At 70.3% G+C, this 22,434-nt stretch carries 19 protein-coding genes, 1 tRNA gene and 1 pseudogene; 4 read left to right on the top strand and 17 right to left on the bottom strand.

Annotation, left to right across the window (positions count from 1 at the left end; genetic code table 11):
• Positions 1–102: 102 nt before the first annotated feature.
• From glyA to ACLJQF_RS39240, 5 genes and pseudogenes are all read right to left on the bottom strand, one after another.
• The gene (gene glyA / locus ACLJQF_RS39260; RefSeq protein ID WP_410615352.1) at positions 103–1,371 is read right to left on the bottom strand and encodes a serine hydroxymethyltransferase; all 1,269 of its coding nucleotides are present in this window, start codon (positions 1,369–1,371) and stop codon (positions 103–105) included.
• A gap of 112 nt (positions 1,372–1,483) precedes the next feature.
• Positions 1,484–1,711 (bottom strand): annotated as a pseudogene (locus tag ACLJQF_RS39255) (hypothetical protein); the annotation flags it as partial.
• A gap of 9 nt (positions 1,712–1,720) precedes the next feature.
• A complete protein-coding gene (locus ACLJQF_RS39250) occupies positions 1,721–2,239 on the bottom strand; it encodes a gamma carbonic anhydrase family protein (protein WP_364278707.1) in 519 nt (172 codons plus the stop codon).
• A 29-nt stretch (positions 2,240–2,268) separates the two neighbouring features.
• Positions 2,269–3,477, bottom strand: coding sequence for a M14 family metallopeptidase (locus ACLJQF_RS39245; RefSeq protein WP_410615382.1), 1,209 nt, complete (start codon positions 3,475–3,477; stop codon positions 2,269–2,271).
• 106 nt (positions 3,478–3,583) lie between these two features.
• Positions 3,584–4,171 carry a TetR/AcrR family transcriptional regulator gene (locus ACLJQF_RS39240; RefSeq protein WP_410615351.1) on the bottom strand — a complete coding sequence of 196 codons (588 nt, stop codon included), beginning with the start codon at positions 4,169–4,171 and terminating at the stop codon, positions 3,584–3,586.
• 124 nt (positions 4,172–4,295) lie between these two features.
• Here ACLJQF_RS39240 and ACLJQF_RS39235 point away from each other — a divergent pair, with 124 nt between their 5' ends.
• Together ACLJQF_RS39235 and ACLJQF_RS39230 are read left to right on the top strand one after the other, a co-directional pair.
• The gene (locus tag ACLJQF_RS39235) at positions 4,296–4,751 is read left to right on the top strand and encodes a GreA/GreB family elongation factor (protein ID WP_410615350.1); all 456 of its coding nucleotides are present in this window, start codon (positions 4,296–4,298) and stop codon (positions 4,749–4,751) included.
• A gap of 135 nt (positions 4,752–4,886) precedes the next feature.
• A complete protein-coding gene (locus ACLJQF_RS39230; protein ID WP_410615349.1) occupies positions 4,887–5,759 on the top strand; it encodes a hypothetical protein in 873 nt (290 codons plus the stop codon).
• 59 nt (positions 5,760–5,818) lie between these two features.
• On the opposite strand, the gene ACLJQF_RS39225 is transcribed toward ACLJQF_RS39230, so the two are convergent.
• A tRNA-Thr gene (locus ACLJQF_RS39225) sits at positions 5,819–5,892 on the bottom strand.
• A gap of 134 nt (positions 5,893–6,026) precedes the next feature.
• On the opposite strand from ACLJQF_RS39225, the gene ACLJQF_RS39220 reads away from it, so the two are divergent.
• The gene (locus ACLJQF_RS39220; RefSeq protein ID WP_410615348.1) at positions 6,027–7,694 is read left to right on the top strand and encodes a hypothetical protein; all 1,668 of its coding nucleotides are present in this window, start codon (positions 6,027–6,029) and stop codon (positions 7,692–7,694) included.
• 60 nt (positions 7,695–7,754) lie between these two features.
• Here ACLJQF_RS39220 and ACLJQF_RS39215 read toward each other — a convergent pair whose 3' ends face one another.
• The 8 genes from ACLJQF_RS39215 to topA form a co-directional block, all read right to left on the bottom strand.
• A complete protein-coding gene (locus tag ACLJQF_RS39215; RefSeq protein ID WP_410615347.1) occupies positions 7,755–8,960 on the bottom strand; it encodes a DNA polymerase III subunit delta' in 1,206 nt (401 codons plus the stop codon).
• A complete protein-coding gene (locus ACLJQF_RS39210; RefSeq protein ID WP_410615346.1) occupies positions 8,957–11,068 on the bottom strand; it encodes a bifunctional MFS transporter/dTMP kinase in 2,112 nt (703 codons plus the stop codon). Before ACLJQF_RS39210 ends, ACLJQF_RS39215 begins: the two co-directional genes overlap by 4 nt.
• 148 nt (positions 11,069–11,216) lie before the next feature.
• Positions 11,217–11,825, bottom strand: a complete 609-nt coding sequence (locus tag ACLJQF_RS39205) for a hypothetical protein (protein ID WP_410615345.1) — start codon at positions 11,823–11,825, stop codon at positions 11,217–11,219.
• A 256-nt stretch (positions 11,826–12,081) separates the two neighbouring features.
• Entirely contained in the window at positions 12,082–12,873 is a 792-nt protein-coding gene (locus ACLJQF_RS39200; protein ID WP_410615344.1) for a hypothetical protein, read from the bottom strand.
• Complete coding sequence (locus ACLJQF_RS39195) at positions 12,866–13,051, bottom strand: hypothetical protein (RefSeq protein ID WP_410615343.1); 186 nt, start codon at positions 13,049–13,051, stop codon at positions 12,866–12,868. The genes ACLJQF_RS39200 and ACLJQF_RS39195 overlap by 8 nt, the downstream gene beginning before the upstream one ends.
• Positions 13,044–13,835: an ESX secretion-associated protein EspG gene (locus tag ACLJQF_RS39190; RefSeq protein ID WP_410615342.1), complete on the bottom strand. Its 792-nt coding sequence runs from the start codon at positions 13,833–13,835 to the stop codon at positions 13,044–13,046. The genes ACLJQF_RS39195 and ACLJQF_RS39190 overlap by 8 nt, the downstream gene beginning before the upstream one ends.
• Before the next feature lie 86 nt (positions 13,836–13,921).
• The gene (locus ACLJQF_RS39185; RefSeq protein ID WP_410615341.1) at positions 13,922–14,530 is read right to left on the bottom strand and encodes a hypothetical protein; all 609 of its coding nucleotides are present in this window, start codon (positions 14,528–14,530) and stop codon (positions 13,922–13,924) included.
• Positions 14,531–14,646: 116 nt separating this feature from the next.
• Positions 14,647–17,517, bottom strand: coding sequence for a type I DNA topoisomerase (topA, locus tag ACLJQF_RS39180; protein ID WP_410615340.1), 2,871 nt, complete (start codon positions 17,515–17,517; stop codon positions 14,647–14,649).
• A 294-nt stretch (positions 17,518–17,811) separates the two neighbouring features.
• On the opposite strand from topA, the gene ACLJQF_RS39175 reads away from it, so the two are divergent.
• Complete coding sequence (locus ACLJQF_RS39175; RefSeq protein WP_410615339.1) at positions 17,812–18,615, top strand: serine protease; 804 nt, start codon at positions 17,812–17,814, stop codon at positions 18,613–18,615.
• An 18-nt stretch (positions 18,616–18,633) separates the two neighbouring features.
• Here ACLJQF_RS39175 and ACLJQF_RS39170 read toward each other — a convergent pair whose 3' ends face one another.
• The 3 genes from ACLJQF_RS39170 to ACLJQF_RS39160 form a co-directional block, all read right to left on the bottom strand.
• Positions 18,634–19,284, bottom strand: coding sequence for a hypothetical protein (locus ACLJQF_RS39170; protein ID WP_410615338.1), 651 nt, complete (start codon positions 19,282–19,284; stop codon positions 18,634–18,636).
• Between the two features lie 51 nt (positions 19,285–19,335).
• Positions 19,336–19,926: a hypothetical protein gene (locus tag ACLJQF_RS39165; RefSeq protein WP_410615337.1), complete on the bottom strand. Its 591-nt coding sequence runs from the start codon at positions 19,924–19,926 to the stop codon at positions 19,336–19,338.
• Between the two features lie 149 nt (positions 19,927–20,075).
• A complete protein-coding gene (locus tag ACLJQF_RS39160; RefSeq protein ID WP_410615336.1) occupies positions 20,076–22,343 on the bottom strand; it encodes a sodium-translocating pyrophosphatase in 2,268 nt (755 codons plus the stop codon).
• Positions 22,344–22,434: the final 91 nt, after the last annotated feature.

Raw genomic sequence — 22,434 nt, 5'->3', positions numbered from 1 at the left:
CCTCGGGAAGCTTGTAGAGTGCAACCAAATATCCTGTGACCCCGGACACGCCAAAGGCGGGCACTTTCACGTGAAAGTGCCCGCCCTTGGGGGTTGCCGGGGTCAGGCGGAGTAGCCCGGGATCGGGAACGGCGCCAGGAACTCGCGGATCTCCGCGGCGATCGCGTCCAGGGAGGACTCGTCGTGGGCGGCGGCCGCCGTCACCGTGCGGTCGATCCACGCCGCCACCTGCGGCTGGTGCTCCGGGAGCAGGCCGCGGGTGGTGATCGCCGACGTGCCGAGCCGGATGCCGGACGGGTCGAACGGCTTGCGCGGGTCGAACGGCACCGTGTTGTAGTTCAGCTCGATGCCCGCGCGGTCCAGTGCCTGCGCGGCCGGCTTGCCCGCGACCGCCTTGTTCGTCAGGTCGATCAGCAGCAGGTGGTTGTCCGTGCCGCCGGACACCAGGTCATAACCCTTCGCCAGCAACGCGTCCGCGAGCGCCTTGGCGTTGGCGACGATCGTGTGCGCGTAGTCGCTGAACGACGGCTGCTGCGCCTCCCCGAGCGCGACGGCGATCGCGGCGGTCGTGTGGTTGTGCGGGCCGCCCTGCAGGCCCGGGAACACCGCCTTGTCGACCGCCTTCGCGTGGTCGGCGTCCGAAAGGATCATCGCGCCGCGCGGGCCGCGCAGGGTCTTGTGCGTGGTCGTCGTGATCACCTGCGCGTGCCCGACCGGCGACGGGTGCGCGCCGCCCGCGACCAGGCCCGCGATGTGCGCGATGTCGGCGACGAGCACCGCGTCCACCTCGGCGGCGATCTCGGCGAACGCCGGGAAGTCGATCGTCCGCGGGATCGCCGTGCCGCCGGCGAAGATCAGCTTCGGCCGGTGCTGCCGGGCCAGGTCGCGCACCTGGTCGAGGTCGACGCGGCCGGTCTCCTTCGCGACGCCGTAGCGCACCGGGGTGAACCACTTGCCGGTGGCGGACACGCTCCAGCCGTGCGTGAGGTGGCCGCCGTCGGGCAGCGCCATGCCGAGCACGGTGTCGCCCGGCTGCGCGAAAGCGAGGTACACGGCCAGGTTCGCCGGCGACCCGGAGTACGGCTGGACGTTCGCGTGCTCGGCGCCGAACACGGCCTTCGCCCGCTCGATCGCCAGCTGCTCGACCTGGTCGATGAACTGCTGGCCCTCGTAGTAGCGCTTGCCCGCGTAGCCCTCGGAGTACTTGTTGGTGAGCACGGTGCCGGTGGCTTCGAGCACGGCCTGCGAGACGTAGTTTTCCGACGCGATCAGGCGGATCTTGTCGTGCTGCCGCTTGGCTTCGTCCTCGACGAGCCCGGCGATGGCGGGATCGGCGGCGGCGAGTGCGGTCAGTTTCGGCTGGTGTGTCATGGCGTACTCCGGCTCTGGAGTGGCCTTCACCCAGGCGCGCGGTGCCGGCCTCGTCGTCGCTTCCCGGTGGTGCTCCACCTCGATGGCGCCAGTCGCTGCTGCGGGAAAGAGCCTAGTCCACTCCGCTCGGACACCGGTGGACTCGACCCACGACCACCACCCCCATGGACCGGGCCGTGCCCGCGATCGTGCGCATCGCCACCTCGACGTCGGAGGTGTTGAGGTCCGGCAGCTTGCGCTCGGCGATCCCGCGCAGCTGCGCCTCCGTGATCTTGCCCGCGACCTCGTGCCCCGGGCACGAAGAACCCTTGTCCCCCAACGCTTTCTTGAGTCTCCAGCTACCGGAGAGTCAAACCGGCTTGGTACCGGCGCGGTGCCGCCGCGCGAGTTCCTGATAGATCGCCGCGTTGTGCTCGACCCACATCCGCGCGGAATCGGTCAGCGGGACGAACTTCTTCGCCGGGCTGCCCATCGCGATCACCTCGTCCGGTACCTCCGTCGCCGGCGTAACCGTCGCCCCGGCCGCGACCAGCGCCCGCGCGCCGATCTTCGCCTTGTCGAGCACCGTCGAGCCGTTGCCGATTAGCGCCTGCTCCCCGATCGTGCAGTCGTGCACCAGGCACTGGTGGCCCACGGTCACGTTCTTGCCCACCTCGCAGACGCCGTCGTTGACGTGGATCACCGAGTTGTCCTGGATGTTGGCGCCCTCGCGGATGACGATCCGGCCGAAGTCGGCCCGGATCACCGCACCGAACCAGACCGAGGCGTCCTTCTCGACGACGACGTCGCCGATGAGCGTGGCGGTGGGCGCGATCCAGGCGTCCGGGTGGACCTGCGGGCTGAGCCCTTCGAACGAGAACAGAGGCATGCCCGCACCCTAGACCGCGCCCGCGCGCCCTATCCGGTGATCGCGGCGTTGATCAGGATGTCGACGGCCTGGTCGTTGCGCGTGGTCTGCGGGCCGATCTGGGTGTCGCGCGGGTAGAAGCCCGGGCTGCTGCCCTTCGGGTACATCTCGAAGGTGAAGCTCCAGATCTTGTGCTGCGCCCACATCCAGTCGTTGACGCTGCCGTCGGTGATGTAGAGGTCGCTGGACTGCTGCGGCGTGTAGCCGTTGGTCGCGGCCATCTGCCTGCCGAGCGTCTGGAACTTCTGCGCCTCGGCCGCGGTCAGGCCCGGCGCGGTGTCGGCGTAGGTGTAGCCGAACGGCCACAGCACCAGCTCGGAGTAGGTGTGGAAGTCGATGTGCGTCTTGATCTGCTGGGTGCCGCCGACGACCCGCGAGTTGACCCAGTTCGAGACGGCGCGGGTCTCGGGCGCGGAGAACGCCGCCGTGCCGCGGTAGGTCTCGCTCGACGTCGTGCCCGACGAGCCGCCGCAGCAGCCCCACTTGTAGCCCCAGTTGCGGTTGGGGTCGGTGCCGGGACCCTGGCGGTTCTTGCGCCAGCTGTGGAACGTGCCGCCGGAGATGTCGTACTCGGAGCCGTCCGGGTTGACGCTGGGGATCACCCAGATCTCGGTGCTGTCGACCAGCCGCTTGATCGCGCTGTTGGTGGCGTACCCGCTGGTCAGCCGGTCGACGATGTGCAGGCACATCTCGGTGGTGAGGTGCTCGCGCGCGTGCTGGTTGCAGGTGAAGAGGACCTCGGGCTCGTTCTCGTCGGTGGCGGCGTTGTCGCTGATTTTGATCAACGACAGGGCCCGGCCTTCGTACGAGTTGCCGGCGCTGCCGAGCTTCGTGAGCGACGGGTGGTTCGCGACGGCCTTCTGCAGCTCGGTCTGCGTCTCCGCGTAGGTGTGGTAGCCGGTGTAGCCGGCCGGGAAGTCCGCGGCGGCGGCCGCCGTGCCCTGCGGCCGGTCGACCTTGCCGAGCGACTTGACGCCGAAGCCCTTCGCGCGCAGCTGGGCCGCTTCGCCGGGGTTGGCGATGACGGTGGCCGTCGCGCCGTCGGCGTCGAGGATGTCCGCGCCGGTCCGCGCGATCTCGGTGCGCTCCTGGGCGGTGGCGGCGCCGGTCACCTCGTAAACCTGCGGGCCGTCGGGCTGGGCGGCACCGGCCTGGCCGCCGGTGGTGAGCACCAAGAGGGCGGCCGCGGCCGCTGCCATGCACGTTCGTGTGCGCATCACGTCTCCTGCTCTCGGGGATTCCTCGACCTTGGCGGGAGCCGGACGTAGCGCACAATCCGGAGCAGTACGGATCTATTGGCGGTTTCTACCCGTAGTTCGCAAAGCAGAGCGCCTCGATGTCGGCACGCAGCGTGGCAAACGGCCGCGGGCGCACGCGCTGCTGGACGACCGTGCCCAGCAGGTACGACAGGAGCGCCCGGGCCCGGGCCCGGGGGTCGTCGACGTCGAGCGGGGCGAGGAGCTCGGCGAGCAGTTCGGTGAGCGAGGTGAGCATGACGTCGATGGCCTGCGGGTGCTGCGCGCGCCCGGCGGCGATCCAGTACTCGAACCAGAGGAAGGCGGCGTTCGGGTTCGCGGCGAAGACGCTCAGGTACTCCTCGAGGACGGCGAAGAGCCGCTCGCGGGGGTCGCCGTGCTTCGCGGCGACCTCGCGCAGGCCCGCGGCGAAGGCGGTGATGTGCGCGGCCATCGCCCGGTCGATGAGGACGTCGATGTCGGCGAAGTAGTAGTGGATCGCGCTCTTGGTGAGCGGGCCGGCGTCGGCGATGGCCCGGACGGTGCACCCGGCGAGCCCGTCGCGGGCGAGGACCAGACGCGCGGCTTCGACGATCTGTTCCTGCTTGGCCAGCTGGTTCGGCGAGAGCCGCTCGCTACGGCCGGGGACTGCGCTCACGGTGATTCTCGTTACCTTCTTCCTGGAGGCCGGACCCAAAATCCTAGGGCAGACGTCCTGTCGGCGGCTTTCGGGTGAAAAACCGGATTGGCCACCCCGGTCCGCGCAGCGGACAATGCCCGGCATGGTGATCTCAGGGGACAAGGGGCTCAGCCCGGCTGCGCGCAGCCAGCTGGAGAAGGAAATCGAGAACTTGCGCGCGCAGCGGGCAGCCCTCGCGCCGCAACCCGGCGAGCAGGAACGCACCGGGGACGCGGCGGACCAGGCGGACGTGATCGACCGGGCGGAGTCCGCCGCCCGGCTGGACCGCCAGATCGCCGAACTGGCCGCGAAGATGGAGCACGGGGGCTACGGCAACAGCCAGCTCCCGGACGGCACGGTGGTCACCCTGCGCTTCTCCGACGGGGACGAAGAGACGTTCCAGGTGGTGACGGTCCCGGGCGAGGACGCGGACGCGATCACCTCGGACAGCCCCCTGGGCCTGGCCCTGGTCGGCGCCAAGGCGGGCGACGAGATCACCTATCGCACGCCCCGAGGCGACGCCAAGGCCACGGTGGTGAAGGTGACCCCGCCGAAGTAACCCGAGCTCGTCCGAAGGGCCCCTGCCGCGGCGTCGGGGGCCCTTCGCCATCCCCGTACGGGTGGTTTTCGATCGTCGGCCGGAGAGGCGGCGGTTGTGATAGACAGGCGGTATGCGGCCTTGGGGGAAGTTCCGGTGAACGACGACGTGTCCCAGAACCTCGTGGTCTTCCGCCTCAAGGGCTTCGACGAGCCGGTGCTGGCCAGCGCGCCCACCCAGGCCGAGGACGCGGTCGAACAGGCGTGGGAGAGCGTCCGCCAGCAGCACAAGGTACGCGCCTTCGCGGTGGCGGCGGTGTACAGCGAATGGCAGCCGTCCGCGGCCGACCAGAAGTTCATGGCCAAACACTTCCGCAAGGCGGAATGCACCTACAGTTTCGCGCGGCCGGCCCCCGGAGAGTGGGATCGCGCATTCGCAGAAGCTCGTTCGGCGATGGCCGAAGCCGACGAAGCCCGGCAGGCCGAGGAGGTGCTCCCGGTGCTGTGGAGCACGTCATCCCCGCGCGCCGGCTTGCTCGACACCCTGCCGCACCAGCCCCTGGTACCCGGCCGGCTGTCGGTCGCGCTCGCGGTGGTCGGGCGCACCCCGCGCGGCACCATCGGAATGCACCACATCACCCGGCACCAGCACGAGGAGATGGGCGCACCCCCGCTCGAGGACCTCTTCGCCGTCGGATACCAGAGCCTGGCCCGCGGACTGAAGTTCGAGGTCCGCAGCTCGGGCGAGGACGTACTGGTGTCGGTGGCCAGGGAGAACCTGCTGGCGGCGTCCGCGCTCGCCCTGCCCGACCTGTACGCCCAGCTGTCGCAGCAGTTCGGCCCGGGTGATCTGCTGGTCGGCCTGCCGTGCCCGGACGAGATGTACGTCGCCAGGGAGGACTCCGGGTTGGCGGACACGGTCCGGGAGCAGGTCCTCGCTTCGCCGTACGAGACAACGGAACTGGTCCCGTCGGTGCTGCGCCTCGGCCCGGGCGGGCTGGAGCTGCTCGCCGAACGGTCACCCGCTTAGTCACCCACGGAATGAATCAGGCCCCATCCGAAGATCTTCGGATGGGGCCTGATCTGCTGAGCCGCCTAGGGGAATCGAACCCCTGACCTATTCATTACGAGTGAATCGCTCTGGCCGACTGAGCTAAGGCGGCATGTCGTCTGCTTCCGCTGGCGACGGTAGCAAGTGTAGCGGAAGCTGTGCGCGTCACTTTCCCGGGGGACCGTCGTTAAGGCCCTATGACGCCGGTCTCACTCCCCGGCTGACCCACTCTGGAGGCTCTGGCACATGCGGCGAAGACTGCCCCGTTCGGCGGCCCTGCCGGCGGTCGCGGCGTTGGTCCTGCTCAGCGCGGCGCCGGCGAATGCCGATTCGACCTATCCGACGACGCCGATTCCGCAGCCGGCGAATCCGGGGCAGGCGCCGATCTCCGCGCCGATCGGGCCGCAGCCGCTGGGGCAGGCCGTCGGGGATGCCGGGACCGCGCTCGGGATCGTCCGGTTGCTGCCCAATGCCGTGCCGACGAGCACGATCCTGCCGGGGTTCGGGGAGACGCTGCCGAAGCAGTCCGCCCTTGAGGCCGGGATGGGCCTGTCCAGTGCGTCGGCGAACTCCGACGCCTACCTGAACTACGAGAAGGCCATCGCGCAGGCGTCGCCGTTCGGGTTGTCGGTGGGCGGGAATGCGCCGCAGACGCCGGGCAGCGTCGTGCAGACCGCGTTGCCGGACAACCCGCAGCCGATCAGCGGGGGCCTCAACGCGCCGTCGAATCCGCTGCTCAACGTGGGTCTGCTCAACGGGAGCGCGCACGCGCGATGGAGCCAGACGCTCGGGCCGTGCGTCGACACCATCGCCGACGCCAGCACGTCGGTGGCCAGCCTGTCGCTGCTGAACGTCGTGCCGTCGATGCCGAACCTCGGGCTGGACGCGCTGAAGCCGAAGCTCGACCCGAACTCGTTGGCGAGCGGGTTCGACCTGACCAAGGGCCTGCAGAGTCTCGGTGGTCTGCTGCAGGGCGGTGGGCAGACCGCCGCGGACGGCAACGGCTCGCTGCTGAGCCTGCCGAACACGCTGTCGTCGCGGTCGCAGGTGAAGCTGGTCGACATCCCGGGGTCGAAGAACAAGGCCGTGCAGTCGACGTCGACACTGCAGGCCGCGGACATCGAGATCCTCAAGGGCACGCCGCTCGCGCTGAGCGTCAAGGTGGTCAGCCAGCCGACGCTCAAGGTGACCTCCACCGGCGACGCGAAGACGTCCAAAGTCGAGTACACCGCGCCGGTGCTGACCATCGCGGCGGGCGGGAAGACGCTCTACACGCTGGATGCCACGCACCCGACCAAGGACATCCCGATCGGGCTGCCGCTGAAGCCGCTGAGCGACCAGTTCGGCGCGGTCAAGGACATCCCGGTCGTCGGCGGCCTGCTGGCGACGGCGGCCGGTCAGGTTCAGCAGGTCGGGACCACCGCGGGCACCGTGCTCGACCTCGGGGTGCTGCGGCTGAGCATCGCCGGGCTCGACCAGAAGTCGGCGAACATGACCACGCCGTTCGCGGGCTTCCAGCTGGGTGCGTCGGCGCGGATGTTCGACCTGCAGTTGCTTCCGACCACCAAGCTCAAGAGCCTGCTTCCGGACGACCAGGCGAAGAACCTGCCGTCGTCGCTGGCGCAGCTGTCGCTCGGCGAGCAGATCGCCCGGGCGTACGCGCCGACCGGCGGCGTGGTCTGCGGGACCACGTCGACGCCGCCGCCCGCGGGTGGTGAGGCGCCGAAGGGGCCGGTGAAGAACCTGGCCTACACCGGTGGCGCGTACGACACGGTGCCGCTGTTCTGGACGGGCACCGCGATGCTGCTGATCGGGGTGGTCATGGTGGCCGCGATGCCGGGCGGACGGCGGCGCCCGCTGGCCGTGGCCGTCGAGGAGAAGCCGTTCAAGCCGTCGCCGCGGCCGCGCGAATGACCCGAGGGGCGTGAAGGAACCCGCCAGGTGCGCCTGGCGGGTTCCTTTGCGTTCAGCGTTTCAGCCCTGGCGAAGCGTCGTGACCATCGCTTCGACGGCGATGCGCGGCTTCACGTTCAGCTCGATCGCCTCGCGGCATTCCAGCACCGCTTCGAGGCGCCGAAGCGTCGACTCCGGCGTCCACGACGAGGCCGCCTCGCGGATCTGGTCGGCGTGGTCCGGGTGGTTGAGCGTCGCGCCGGAGCGGGTCCCCATCACCAGGACGTCGCGGTAGAAGCCGACGAGGTCGACCAGCGCGAGGTCGAGCGTGTCGCGCTGCGTGCGGGTCGCCCGGGACTTCTGCTTCTTCTCCAGTTGCTTGACCGCGGCTTCGGCGGCTCGCTTGGCGCCGGCAACGCCCTTGCCGACGCCGTCGCCGCCCATCGCCGTCCGCAGCTCGTTGCGCTCGTCTTCGTCGCGGGTCTTGCTGGCCTCGCCCGCGTCCGCCTCGGCCGCGCTGATCAGCTGGTCGGCGCAGGTGAAGATGTCGCTCATCCGGCGGAGGCCGAGCGGGATCCGCAGCACGGTGGCCCGGCGCTGCCGCGCGGCCTCGTCGGTGGCGAGCCGGCGCGCGCGGCCGACGTGGCCGCCGCACACGGACGCGGCCCACTGCGCGCGTTCGGCGTCGACGTGGTCGCGGCGCATCAGGACGTTCGCGATCGCCTCCGGCGGCGGCGTCCGGAGCGTCACCAGGCGACAGCGCGAACGGATCGTCACCGAGACGTCCTCGGGGTGGTCCGACGGCGCGCAGAGCAGGAACACCGTGCGGTCCGGCGGCTCCTCGACGGCTTTCAGCAGCGCGTTCGACGCGCCTTCGGTGAGCCTGTCCGCGTCCTCGATGATCACGACCTGCCACTTGCCGGTCGTCGGGCGCCGCGCGGCGGCCTGCACCAGCGCGCGCATCTCGGCGACCGAGATCGACAGGCCTTCCGGCACCACGAGCCGGACGTCCGCGTGGGTGCCCGCCATCGTCGTGTGACAGCCCGGGCAGGCGTCGCAGCCGGTGCCGGTGCTGCACTGCAAGGCCGCGGCGAAGGTCCGGGCGGCCACCGAGCGGCCGGAGCCGGGTGGGCCGGTGAGCAGCCAGGCGTGCGTCATCGCGCCGGGCGGCGCCGGTTCGCCGGCGACGATCTTGGCGGCAGCGGACGCGGCCGAGCTCAGCGTTTCGACCGCGGGCTCCTGGCCGACCAGCTGGTTCCAGACGCCGATGCGTTCGGTCGTCGTCACTTCGCCTCCACGCGAGGCTCTTCCGAGGTCTCGATGGGCAGGGTTTCCAGCGGGAGCGTCACCGGCTTCTCCGGCGTCGGCGCCAGCGCGGCCAGCCGGCCGACGAACACGGCGCGCAGCGCGGTGCGGATGCGCTCGGCGACCTCGGCGTCCGTGCCGTCGGCGTCGACCACGACGTACCGGTCCGGGTCCGCCTCGGCCATCTCGGTGAGCAGGGCCTGGACGCGCCACTGGTCGTTCATCGCGGTCGACCTGTCGCGCGGCGGCCCGTCGGGGGCGGCGTCCAGCAGGATGGTCAGGTCCGGGCGCAGGCGCCCGGTCGCCCAGTCGGCGAGGCTTTCGAGCTCGTCGCTGTCCAGCCCGGCGACGGCGGACAGGTGCGCCAGCGGCGAGTCGACGAACCGTTCCATCACGACCACCGAACCGGCGTCGAGCGCCGGCTGGACGTGCCGCTCGACGATGTCGGCCCGGACCGCGGCAGCGGCCAGTGCCTGGGCCCGCGCCCCGGTGAGCGAGGCGCCGGAGACGAGCGCGGCGAGGCGCCGGTCATCGAGCGCCGGGTCGGCGGCGACGACAACCGGGCGGGTGCCGCCGCGCATCCAGTCGGCGAGGTTGACGGCCTGGATCGCGGTGTTGATCGCGGTGGTGCCCTCGACGGCGATGAGGAAGCCGTTGACGCGCCGCGGCGTGCGGCGCAGCGCATTGCGCAGGTCGGCGAGGATCGGCTCGGTGCGCTTGTCGTCCATCTGCCGGTAGGCGAAGAGCCCGGCGACCAGCGCGATGGCGGCGCCGCCGAGCATCACCGGGCGGGTGCCGTCGATTTGGATCTCGTTGCCCCAGACCGTGATATCGCGCTTGGACGCCAGCCCGACCAGCAGCGGCACGGTGACCGTGGTACCGAAGAGCACCAGCTTCATCATCAGCTGGTAGATCGCGTTGATCCGCCCGCGGATGTCGTCTTCGACGCGCGAGCCGATGATCGTGACGCCGGTGAGGAACGCCGTCCCGGCCCAGATCCCGACGAAGAACACGCCGATCAGCGCGACCGTCAGGTGTGGCGCCAAGGCCACCAGCAGCAGCGAGAGCGCGGCGGCGACGATGGAGATGCCGAACAGGCGGTCGTGTGCGAGCCGCCTGGCGAGCTTCGGTGCGGTGGCCATCCCGGTGGCCAGGCCGAGGAAGACGGTCAGCACCAGCAGGTTGAACGCCGAGTCGCCGGCCCCCAGGCTCGAGGAGTACGGCTTCGCCGAGCCGATCACGGCGCCACCTGCGGCGAACGCGCCGAAGGCCCCGACAAGCAGGCCGCGCACGAGCGGCGTGGTCCGGATGAACCGGAAGCCGTCGGCGATCATCTGGCCGATGCCGAACTTCTCCTCGTCGGCCGGCTTGACCTTCTGCTCCGGCAGCGCGTGGACGTTGCGCAGCGAAAGCTCGGGGATCCGGGTGGCGATGGTGATCGCGCTGGCCAGGTAGAGCAGGCCGGTGATGACGACGACCAGCTTCGCGATGCTGAGGGCCGCGTTGTCCCCGAACAGGTGGAAGGTCGTGTCGGTGCTGGTGATGATCGCGTTCGCGCCGGCCGCGGTGATGACCGCGAGGCCGTAGGTCATCACCATGCCGAGCTGGTTGGCCGTCTCGACCTGGTCGGGACGGCGGAGCAAGTTCGGGACCGCCGCCTCTTTCGAGGGGATCCACATGCTCGACGCGCAGCCGACGAGGAAGTTCCCGGCGAGCAGCCACCACGGCGCGCTGACGATCGCGATGGACAGCAGGAACCCGCACCGCAGCAGGTCGGCGACCACCATCACCTTGCGGCGATCGAACCGGTCCGCGAGCAGCCCGCCGATCGGGGCGAACAGCAGCCCCGGCGCCAGGCCGGTGAGCACCACGCCGACGAACGCGAAGTTCTGGGCGAAGTAGTTGTTCGTCAGCTTCGTGGCCAGGCCCGTGAGGGCGAGGATGTTCAGCCAGTCGGCCACGCTGCACAGGTATGTGACGCCCCAGAGCCGCCGGAAAGGTTTGATCGCCAGTACCCGCCGGACCCGGTTGATCGTGGACGCCTCGGCGTCCGACGACGCACCCGGGCCGGCCCCGGGTACCGACCGCACGCCCTCGCTGATACGCCCACCCCACTAGTCACCGCGGTGCCGGACGCCCTCGAGAGGGGTCCGACCGTGAAGCCAGGGTAGCCCGATCGGCCTCTGGCGCGCGGGACGGCCCCGTGGTGCCTGGCGGGTGGTAATCGGCGAAGGGACGCTAGTCGAACAGTCCGGTCACACTGCTGACCAGGCTCGACACCATCTCGATGGCGACGAAACCGAACACGATCAGCAGGGCGACGGCGAGCATGACCCCCGCAGCACTCGACGACGGCCGGTTGATCGCCGGCATCGACACCGCCGGCATCCGCGGCAGCCTGCGCCGCTTGACGGGCACGAGATCGACGTCGTCGACGTCCTCGTCGGCGAGCGGAACCTGCCGGACGGGCCGCATCAGCTGCGGCGGCCGGGTCGGCCAGGTACGCCGCCGGTTCCGCTGCCGGGGAAGCAGGCCCAACGGCTGGTCCGCTCCCAAGGTGCCCGCCGGCGGGATGGCGTCCGGGGCTCTCACACCGGCTTCCTGTTCCTCGCGGAGCGTCTCCTCGACCATCCGGCGCACGACTTCTTCATCGGGCTTCACCGGCCCGGCCACCTGGATGGCAGCCGGCTCGTGGCCATTCGGAATCGCGGTGCGTGGCTCAGGCGACGCGGTGACCAGCCCGGAGACCGGATCCGCGAACATCTCGCCGGGTGCTTCGGGCAGAGTTCCGTCGCGCTGAGTGAGCTCGGGGGCATAGAAGAAGGGAGCCTCACCGTTCGCGCTCATGGTGACCACCTCACTACTGAATGTCCTCGCCTTTCCAGGGTAGCGACGCTGGCGGATAACGCATCCGCCCAATGGCTCTGTCTCCAAAGGATGGTCGGTTACGCAGCGCAAGCCCGCACCCGAACCTCCTGCAGTCTCCAGTCCGATGGTCACCGGGTCGACCGCTGATGGTGACAGATCGTGGTGAAACGGGTCACACTCGACGACTGGGCTTGGCCAAGGCCGGTTCGGGCGCGGCAGGCTCCGGCGCTTCCGCTCAGGGCACCTCCTCCTGTCCGAGGTCGATCATCTTGCGGCACCAGTCGCGGAGCATGCCGCGGCTGAACGGGCTCAGGACCAGCTGGTGGCGGCCCTCTCCTCGATCCAACGCCGCCAGGGCGAAGCGGCCCAGGTCCGTGTCGACCAGGACGAACCCGTGGTCCGGGAACTCTGCGCACAGGCCGCCGAAGGCCAGCATGTCCAGGACCGCCGTTCCGGACCGCGGGCGGGCCAGCAGCTCGCGCATTGCTCCGACGTCGTCGTCCTGGCCGTCGTGGACCAGGCCGTCGTCGCCCACCGAGATCCAGATCGCGCTCGCCGAATCGCCGAACGGGACCTCCGGCAGCTCCGCCACCAGCATCTCCGGCAGCTCCTCGAAGTCGGCCAGGTGGATCGCCGTGCGGCCGGGCAGCGAGCCCATCATGAACGCGCGCTCGCCGTCGGCGTAGCAGCGGATGTCCGCCGTCTCCGGTTCGCCGTCGAACACGCCGCACAGTGCCGCGCGAACCGAACCGCGCAGCATCAACGAGACCGCCTCGAAGCCGATTTCGTTCAGCTCGCCGTTTTCGCCGAACGGTGTGCCGTCGATCCAGGCGGCCCACGCCACGTGGCGCTCCACCTCGGCCACCAGGTCCGCCGGGTCGTCCGATACCGGGCCGTGGACGAGGATGTCGTGGTCGCTGACGTCCGGGTTGTACAGCCGGTCGACCGGCTCGCGGTCCGGCATCGCCGCCAGCACCGGCCCCGCGGCCAGCTCGAGCAGCTCCCGGGCCGCCGTGCGCTCAGCCATGTCGCCGCCTCTCGTCCGAGCCCACCGGTGGCGTGGCCGCCTGCCGCTGCTCCGGGACGCCGTTGTTGAGCTCGGCCGCCGCGAGGATCGCCTCGCGCACCGTCAGGTCCTTCGAGGCCGCCGCGACCACCCTGTCCACGCCCTCTCCGGCCGTCGTCCGCACCGCCCGCTCAGGCATGGCTCTGCACCGCCTCGACGATCCACTGCTCGGCCGTGCTCCGCGAGGCCGGACCCCAGGTGACCGTCCAGCGCCCGGTCCGGGCCACCGCGGCGCTGAACTGGTACCGGCCGAGGTCGTTGTCCACCAGCCCGAACGCGCCGTGCGGGTACTCGGCCAGGATCGCGTTGCGCACCGCGAGGTCGACCAGCACCGTGCCCAGCCGCGGCCGGGCCGCGCACGCCCGGATCAGCTCGACCGCCGGCTCGCACCGGCGCGGGATCAGCCCGCGCTCGTCGGTCTCGATGCGCAGGTGCTTGCCCGGCCCCGGCGGCCGGTCGGGCAGCCCGTCGAACACCCAGCCCGGCAGCTCGCTGAGGAAGCCCGACCGCAGCCGCGCGCGATTGCCCAGCTTGTGCAGGACCGTGGTGTAGTCCTCGTCGCCGAAGAACCGCACTTCCCACGGCTTGGCCCGGGCCGGGAACACCCCCGTGACGACACCGCGGATGAAGCCACCGCGCAGCGCCCGGTACAGCCCGACGGCTTCCGCGGTGACCTCGCCATCCGGCGCGAGGCCGATCGCGGCCATCCCGGCGACGAACCGCGTGTACTGCTCCACCTCGTCCGCGAGGCTCAACGCGGGCGAGGAGCGACGGCCCGGCAGCGGTCCGGTGTCCGCCAGGACCGAAGGGATCTCGAACTCGGGGTCGTAGAACTCCATCACCGAGGGCCGCTCCGGCACTTCGGCCGACAGCGGAGCGATGACCTCGTCGATGACGTCGAAGACGGCGACTGCGTTGCTCACCCCCTGATTGAACACCCTGGCACCGACAATTTCTCGCACATGTGTTCGAGTGGGTGAAGTTGTTCGGCGAGCGGTCGGCGAACGGCTCAGGCATCTTCCGGCACCCGCCCTTCGACGAACTCCGCGAGCCGCTCCACGGTCCCGGGCAGCCACCAGAGCCGGCGGTGGCCGCCCCGCGGTCTGCTCAGGGCCGCCAGGTGCCGGCCGCGGTCGTCGTCGACGAACGCCAGCATCTCCCACCGCGACGGCGAGCCGTCGCAGGCGATGTCGAGCTGGACGGTGCCGCGCCGGGTCAGCCGCAGGTCGTCCATCAGGCCGAGGGCGAGACATTCCTGCTCGGGCTCGAGCACGCCGCGCTCGTCGGCATCGAGGTACAGCCCTTCGCCCGGCGCCGGCGACAGCGGCGGCAGGCGGGTCAACGCCAGCCGGAGCAACTCGGCGACACCGCCGGGCGAAGGCCCGGACAGGCGCAGCCCGTCCCCGGCGATGCCGAAGGTGGCCCGGTCGTCGAAGAACGCCGACGTCCACGGCTCGTCGTACATCGCGACGGCGACGCCGCAGACGCCGCCACTTCCCGGGAAGTCGGGCAGCGACGCCATCAGGTCGAGGGCGGTGGAGCTACCGCCGGCCGCCGCGCGGACCGGCTTCAGGATCTTGGCGGTCACCGTGTGCACGGTGCGTGGTGTTCTGGTCACGCGTTCATGAAACCCGGCACCACCGACAATTTCCCGAACATCCGTTCGAGGTGTCACTCGAAGGTGTGACAACGAAGGCCTCCCACCCAGCGGGCGGGGAGGCCTTCGAGCTGGACTTACTTGGCCTTCGTCGCGGTCGAGCGCTTGGCCGTCGTCGACTTCGCGGCAGCGGCCTTCTTGGTCGTACCCGCCTTGACCGTCTTCGCCGTCGTCGACGCCGGCTTGCGCGCCGGCGCCTTCCGCTTCGGCGCCGGACCCTTCGCCCGCTTCTCCGCCAGCAGCTCGGCCGCCCGCTCCGCGGTCAGCGACTCGATTTCGTCGCCCTTCCGCAGCGTCGCGTTGTACTCGCCGTCGGTCACGTACGGGCCGAAGCGGCCTTCCTTGACGACCATCGGCTTCTTCGACACCGGGTCCTCGCCGAGCTCCTTGAGCGGCGGCTTCGCCGTGGCCGACCGCCCGCGCTGCTTCGGCTCGGCGTAGATCTTCAGCGCCTCTTCGACCGTGATCGAGAAGAGCTGGTCCTCGGTCGAGAGCGAGCGCGAGTCCGTGCCCTTCTTCAGGTACGGCCCGTAGCGCCCGTTCTGCGCCGTGATCTCGTCACCGGACTCCGGGTCCTTGCCGACGACGCGCGGCAGCGAAAGCAGCTTCAGCGCGTCCTCGAGCGTGATCGTCTCGATGTCCATCGACTTGAACAGCGAGCCCGTGCGCGGCTTCGGCGCCTTCGCCTTGGCGGCCTTCTTCTGCGCCGGCGTCGCGTCCTCGGGGATCTCGATCTCCGGCAGCACCTCGGTCACGTACGGCCCGAACCGGCCTTCCTTCGCGACGATGTCGTGCCCACTCACCGGGTCCGTGCCCAGCGTGCGGCCCTCCTGCGGGGTCGCGAACAGCTTCTCCGCGATCTCCTGCGAGAGCTCGTCCGGCGGCAGGTCCTCAGGCAGGTTCGCGCGCTGCGAGTTCCCGTCGACCTCGCGCTCCAGGTAGGGCCCGTAGCGCCCGACGCGGACGACGACGGTGTGCCCGTCGGCGTCGCTGAACAGCGGGATCGAGTTGATCTCCCGCGCGTCGATGTCCTCGACACTGCCTTCGACCAGCTTCTTCAGGCCGCCCAGCCGGCCGATCGAGCCGTCGACGCCCATGTCACCGCCGAAGTAGAACTTCGACAGCCACTGCGCGCGCTGCTCGTCACCGGAGGCGATGCGGTCGAGCTCGTCTTCCATGCCGGCGGTGAAGTCGTAGTCGACCAGCCGCTCGAAGTGCCGCTCCAGCAGGCCGATCACGGCGAACGCGACCCACGAGGGAACGAGCGCGGAACCCTTCTTCCACACGTAGCCGCGGTCCTGGATGGTCTTGATGATCGACGCGTACGTCGACGGGCGGCCGATGCCCAGCTCTTCCAGCTTGCTGACCAGGCTCGGCTCGGAGTACCGCGCCGGCGGCGACGTCGTGTGCCCGTCCGGGTTCAGGTCCGAAGCGGTGAGGGCCTGGTCCTTCTGCAGCACCGGCAGGCGGCTCTGCTTGTCGTCGGCCTCGCCACCGGTCTCGGTGTCGACCGCCTCGACGTACGCCTTGAGGAAGCCCGCGAAGGTGATCGTGCGGCCCGAAGCGGCGAAGGTGCATTCCTCGCCCGAAGTCGCGTTGCCGACGATGCGCACGGACATCGTGGTGCCCTTGGCGTCCGCCATCTGCGACGCGATCGTGCGCTGCCAGATCATCTCGTAGAGGCGGTACTCGTCGGTGTCCAGCTCGCTCGCGACCTGGCCCGGCGTGCGGAAGACCTCGCCCGACGGCCGGATCGCCTCGTGGGCCTCCTGCGCGTTCTTCACCTTGCGCGTGTACTGGCGCGGCGTCGGCGAGACGTACTCCTTGCCGTACAGCTGCGTGGCCTGGCTGCGCGCGGCCGAGATCGCCGACTCCGACAGCGTCGTGGAGTCGGTACGCATATAAGTGATGTAGCCGTTTTCGTACAGCTTCTGCGCGATCCGCATGGTGCGCTCCGAGGTGAACCGCATCTTGCGGCCCGCCTCCTGCTGCAGCGTCGACGTCATGAACGGCGCGTACGGCTTCCGCGTGTACGGCTTCTCTTCGACGCTCGCGACCTTGAAGTCACGCTGCTTGAGCCCCTCGGCGAGACGCCGCGCGTCGGCTTCCGCCAGCACGCGGATCTCGTTGTTCGACGCCTTGAGCTGCCCGTCCGAGCCGAAGTCACGGCCCGTGGCGAGACGAGCGCCGTCGACGGCCACCAAGCGGGCCGAGAAGTTGCGCGGCGAAGCCTCCTCACCGGCGTCCATCGTGGCGGAGACGTCCCAGTACGACGCCGAGGTGAAGCGCATCCGCTCGCGTTCGCGCTCGACCACGATCCGGGTCGCCACCGACTGCACGCGGCCCGCCGAGAGCTTCGGCATGACCTTCTTCCAGAGCACCGGCGAGACCTCGTAGCCGTAGAGGCGGTCGAGGATGCGGCGGGTCTCCTGGGCGTCGACGAGGTCGGCGTCGAGCTCGCGGGTCGAGTCGGCGGCCGCGCGGATGGCCTGCTCGGTGACCTCGTGGAAGACCATCCGGCGGACCGGGACCTTCGGCTTCAGCGTCTCGAGGAGGTGCCACGCGATGGCCTCGCCCTCGCGGTCGGGGTCCGTGGCGAGGTAGAGCTCGTCGACGTCCTTCAGCAGGCTCTTGAGCTCGGTGACCTTGGACTTCTTGTCCGGGGTGACCACGTAGAGGGCCTTGAAGCCGTTGTCGACGTCGACGCCGAGCCGCGCCCAGGCCTCGCCCTTGTACTGGGCGGGCACGTCGGCGGCACCACGCGGCAGGTCGCGGATGTGCCCGACGGAGGACTCGACGACGTAACCGCCGCCGAGGTAGGGCGCGATCTTGCGGGCCTTCGTCGGCGACTCGACGATGACCAGCCGCCGGTGCCCGGCGCCGTTGCCCGCCGAGGCTCCGTTCTTCTTGGTCGGTGCTCCTGCCACGCTGTCCTGCTCTCCGCTCATCTCGCCCCGCCGCCGCGGGACTGCACCACGTCCCTGCCAGGGCCGTGTCTCGACCTGCCAGTGTGCACGCTGTTCCCGGCCGGACGGCGCGGAGGTGGCCCAACACGCCGCCGGTCCTGTGCCCAGCGCATCGCCGCTGACCTCGGCGATGTTTCCCCAACGTACCTGCCACGTGATTTCGGCCACGTCCCGCGCAGCCTAGCGCGTGACCGTCCGGATACCCTCCGTTCGACGGTGGTGGGCGCGGGATGTCAACGCTTCACTGGTTTCCCCGTCCAGCCGAAAGGACCCGCCATGACCCGACGCCTGCTCGGCGCCCTGTTCACCGCCGCGACCGCCACAGTATTACTGGCCACTCCGGCGAACGCGGCCGCAGCGAACTTCGCCGGCACCGTGGCCCTGTCCAACTGCTCGGGGTCGGTGGTCAAGCCGGCCGCGACGCCCGACACGGCGCCCGCGCTCGTCATGTCCAACGGACACTGCCTCGAAACCGGTTTCCCGGCGCCGGGGCAGGTGATCACCAACCGCACCTCCAGCCGGACGTTCACGCTGCTCACGGCCAGCGGCAGCAACAAGGCCACACTCCGGGCCAAGAAGATCGTCTACGGCACGATGACCGACACCGACGTGTCGCTCTACCAGCTCACCACCACCTACGCGCAGATCAAGGCGAGCTACGGGATCTCGCCGTTGGAACTGTCGAACGCCCACCCGTCGGCCGGTGCCGCGATCGACGTCGTCTCGGGCTACTGGAAGCGCATCTACTCCTGCAACGTCGACGGTTTCGTCTACCGGCTGAAGGAGGGCAGCTGGACCTGGAAGGACTCGATCCGCTACACGCCCGCCTGCCAGACCATCGGCGGCACCTCCGGTTCGCCGATCATCTCCGGCGGCAAGGTCGTCGGCGTGAACAACACCGGCAACGAGGACGGCCAGCGCTGCACGGACAACAACCCGTGCGAGGTCGACCAGGCCGGCAACGTCACCGTCCGCGAAGGCATCAACTACGGCCAGGAGACGTACGGCATCCCGGCCTGCCTCACCGCCGCCAACGAAATCGCGCTCACCCAGGCCGGCTGCACGCTGCCCCGGCCCTGACGCGGCGCCCGCACCCGGTCAGGCCGTGCTCGTCACGGCCTCCGGGTGTGGGACCGGTTGCGGGGCCGCGCCCGGCCACGCCGCTTCGGCGCCGGGCGGCGGCTCCCCGATCAGCTCCAGCAGCGCATCCAGCCGGCGTTTCCCGGTGACCTTGACGGCCGGCACCTCGGCCTTCGGGCCGGCCAGCTTCGCCGTGACGCCCAACGGCGTCAGCGCTTCGACGAGCCGCTCATGCATGCCGGGGGCGAGCGGGTCGACGCCCAGCAGGTAGCCCTGCGTTCCGGGACGGCCGCCGGCCAGCGCCCACATCCGCAGCATCGCGCCACTCAGCCGGAACCCGGCCGGCACCGCCTTGCCCGAGTCGTCCTCGACCGGCCCCGCGCAGCCCTCACGCAGCCACCGCAGCGCCAGCGGCAGCAGGTCGACCCGGAACGACGTGCGGACCTGCGGACGGCCGCAGTCGGCCTTCGAGACCTGGGCGTCCGCGCCGCGGCAGCGGAACTCGCCGGCCAGGACGTGGGCCCGCCACGGCTCTTCGACGACCACCGACAGCCGGGCGGCGGTGCGCCCGAAGCCGGTGATCTGGCCGTGGCAGCACAACAGGCCGGCCAGGTCGCCCAGGCCCGGCCCGCTGGCCTCGGCGGAGAAGAGCGAGATCGTCCGATCCACCGCGCCATAATAGAACACAAGTTCGACTAGTGGCAGGTCTCGCGAGGATCTTCAGCCGGCAGGCTGATCCAGCCGGCGGCAGGCCGGAGCGCGCTGCTCCGCCGCGGCCAGGGCGGGGACGTCCTTGAGGCCCTTGAGGTAGTCGAGCGCGTCGATGCGGTCGAGCGTCGCCCCGGCCTGGCCGAGGGCCGCCTTCGTCGCCGAGGCGTTCCCGCGGGCCGCCTCGATGCGGCGTCGCGCACTCTCGGCCTCCGCGCGGATTTCGGTGAACTGCCCGATGACGTCCTTGCGCCCGCTGTCCGCCGACGGCATCGGCGGTGCACCGAGCGCGTTCAGCCCGGCCAGGCTCTGGTCGAGCCCACCGACCACCGAGGAAAGAAGGTCGCTGGACGTCCGGGACGCCTTCTGCGGCGTGCTGGGATCGACGGCGGGCAGCTCGGAGAGGGCGCGGACCAGGTGCGTCACGGCGTCGCAGTAGCCGGCCGCCCAGCTCGCCGCGGGATCGGCCGGGGGAACAACGGTCGCCGCCGGAAGATCTTGGTCGCGTGGTGGCTCCGGCACCGCGGAAGGCTGCCCGCACCCGGCGAGACCGATGGCGATCGTCGTGGTCAGAGCGGCGAAAACGGTCGACCGCTGCCGCACTCGCGTACCTCCTGCCCGACGGCGTCCCGGCAGGCCCGACGGTACCGACTCGGCGCTGCTTCGCAAATCGCCGTGCCAGCGTGGGACGACCCGACGCGCCCGGGCCTGGCACGCAACGTCGCGTGCCAGGCCCGGGAACATGTTCTTCGTCAGGCCGTGATCTCGGTCGGGGTGTCCGTCAGGACCGTCCCCCGGCGCTTCGACACCACGATCGCCGCCACGATCACGGCGACCGCGACCAGCGAGATGATGATGCGCACGGCGTTGTTGGCGCTGTCGCCGACCGTCAGCTGCACGATGGCGGGCGCGATCAGCACCGAAACCAGGTTCATCACCTTGATCAGCGGGTTGATCGCCGGGCCGGCGGTGTCCTTGAACGGGTCACCCACGGTGTCACCGATGATGGTGGCTTCGTGCGCGGACGAACCCTTGCCGCCGTGGTTGCCGTCTTCGACCAGCTTCTTGGCGTTGTCCCACGCGCCACCGGAGTTGGCGAGGAAGATCGCCATCAGGGTGCCGCAGGCGATCGCGCCGGCCAGGTAGCCGGCGAGCGCGCTGGTACCGAGGCCGAAACCGACCGCGATCGGGGCGAAGACCGCCAGCAGACCCGGCGTCGTCAGCTCACGCAGCGAGTCGCGCGTGACGATGTCGACGACCCTGCCGTACTCGGGGCGGGTGGTGCCCTCCATGATCCCCGGGATGTCGCGGAACTGGCGGCGCACTTCGTAGACGACCGCGCCGGCCGCCCGGGACACCGCGTTGACCGCGAGGCCGGAGAACATGAACACGACGGCCGCGCCGACGATCACGCCGACCAGGGTCGCCGGGCCCACGATGTTGGCGACGAAGTCCCCGCCGACCCCCATCGCCTTCGTGATCGCGTCCGAGTAGGACCCGAACAGCGCCGTCGCGGCGAGGACCGCCGTGGCGATCGCGATGCCCTTGGTGATGGCCTTCGTGGTGTTGCCGACCGCGTCCAGCTCGGTGAGGATCTGCGCGGCCTTCTCGTCGACGTCGCCCGACATCTCGGCGATGCCCTGCGCGTTGTCCGAGACCGGGCCGAAGGTGTCCATCGCGACGATGACACCGACGGTGGTCAGCAGACCGGTGCCGGCCAGCGCCACGGCGAACAGCGCGACGCCGCCGCCGAGCAGGTACGCGCCGAAGACGGCCGCACCGATGACGAGGGCGGTGTACACAGCGGACTCGAAACCGATCGAGATACCGGACAGGATGACCGTCGCCGCACCGGTTTCCGACGTCTGGCCGACATCCTTGACGGGCTTGTACTCGGTGCCCGTGTAGTAACCGGTCAGCTTGAGGATGACCGCCGCGAGGACGATGCCGATGATCACCGCGATGGTCGCGATGACCGCCGGGTTGCCGGTCTTCCCGGCGAAGTCCGCGCCGAAGTCGGAGAAGCTGCTCGGCAGGTACACGAACGCCGCGATCGCCGACAGCACCGCGGAAATGACCGCGGAGATGTAGAAGGAGCGGTTGATCGTGACGAGACCACCCTCGCCCACGCGCGCCTTGGTGATGTAGACACCGATGACGGCGGTGATCACGCCGATGGCCGGCACGATCAGCGGGAAGATGAGGCCGTGCACGCCGAAGGCGGTGCTGCCCAGGATCAGCGCGGCGACCAGCATGACGGCGTAGGACTCGAAGAGGTCCGCGGCCATGCCGGCGCAGTCACCGACGTTGTCGCCCACGTTGTCCGCGATGGTCGCGGCGTTGCGGGGGTCGTCCTCCGGGATGCCCTGCTCGACCTTGCCGACCAGGTCCGCGCCGACGTCGGCGGCCTTGGTGAAGATACCGCCGCCGACACGCATGAACATGGCGATCAGGGCGGCGCCGAAGCCGAAGCCCTCCAGCACCTTGGGCGCCTGGCCGGTGTAGACCAGCACGACGACCGCGGCACCGAACAGGCCGAGGCCGACGGTGATCATGCCGACCACGCCACCGGTGCGGAACGCGATGCGCATCGCCGTTTCGCGGCCGCCTTCCTCACGCGACGCGGCCGCGACGCGCAGGTTCGCCTGCGTCGCCAGCCACATGCCGAGGTAGCCGATCGTGAACGAGAAACCCGCACCGACCAGGAAGAAGATCGAACGGCCGATCTTCTCGTTCCAGTCGTCGGCGGGAAGGATGAAGAGCAGGAGGAACACGACCACGCCGAAGATGGCGAGGGTGTTCCGCTGCCGCTTGAGGTAAGCAGCCGCGCCTTCCTGCACCGCCTTGGCGATGTCCTGCATCTTGGCGGTGCCCTGGCCTGCGGCCAGCACCTCCTTGAGCAAGACGTAGCCGATGACGAGTGCGGCAAGCGCGACCACGGCGACTACACCGACAATCGTGTAGCCACCTCCGGAGAGGGCGATATTTCCGCCGCCCTCCGCGAGGAACTGCCGTGACATTCGTCCTCCATGAGACGTCGCCGTGCGCCAGCGTCGACGGCAAGCCGAGGGTTCGACACGGCCGGCGCTGGCATGGACCCTGTACCGAGCG

This window comes from Amycolatopsis sp. lyj-109 (assembly GCF_046548995.1).
Classification (GTDB): Bacteria; Actinomycetota; Actinomycetes; order Mycobacteriales; family Pseudonocardiaceae; genus Amycolatopsis.
Note: the sequence above shows the minus strand (reverse complement) of the source record. Positions and strands in the feature narration are given on the sequence as shown.

Bases quoted from the DNA above. Each gene is read 5' to 3' on its own strand.
- ACLJQF_RS39205 (WP_410615345.1), bottom strand. From the start codon at position 11,825: ATGAGCGCGAACGGTGAGGCTCCCTTCTTCTATGCCCCCGAGCTCACT.
- ACLJQF_RS39160 (WP_410615336.1), bottom strand. From the start codon at position 22,343: ATGTCACGGCAGTTCCTCGCGGAGGGCGGCGGAAATATCGCCCTCTCC.
- ACLJQF_RS39175 (WP_410615339.1), top strand. From the start codon at position 17,812: ATGACCCGACGCCTGCTCGGCGCCCTGTTCACCGCCGCGACCGCCACA.
- ACLJQF_RS39220 (WP_410615348.1), top strand. From the start codon at position 6,027: ATGCGGCGAAGACTGCCCCGTTCGGCGGCCCTGCCGGCGGTCGCGGCG.
- ACLJQF_RS39195 (WP_410615343.1), bottom strand. From the start codon at position 13,051: ATGCCTGAGCGGGCGGTGCGGACGACGGCCGGAGAGGGCGTGGACAGG.
- ACLJQF_RS39235 (WP_410615350.1), top strand. From the start codon at position 4,296: ATGGTGATCTCAGGGGACAAGGGGCTCAGCCCGGCTGCGCGCAGCCAG.
- glyA (WP_410615352.1), bottom strand. From the start codon at position 1,371: ATGACACACCAGCCGAAACTGACCGCACTCGCCGCCGCCGATCCCGCC.
- ACLJQF_RS39250 (WP_364278707.1), bottom strand. From the start codon at position 2,239: ATGCCTCTGTTCTCGTTCGAAGGGCTCAGCCCGCAGGTCCACCCGGAC.
- topA (WP_410615340.1), bottom strand. From the start codon at position 17,517: ATGAGCGGAGAGCAGGACAGCGTGGCAGGAGCACCGACCAAGAAGAAC.
- ACLJQF_RS39245 (WP_410615382.1), bottom strand. From the start codon at position 3,477: ATGGCAGCGGCCGCGGCCGCCCTCTTGGTGCTCACCACCGGCGGCCAG.
- ACLJQF_RS39200 (WP_410615344.1), bottom strand. From the start codon at position 12,873: ATGGCTGAGCGCACGGCGGCCCGGGAGCTGCTCGAGCTGGCCGCGGGG.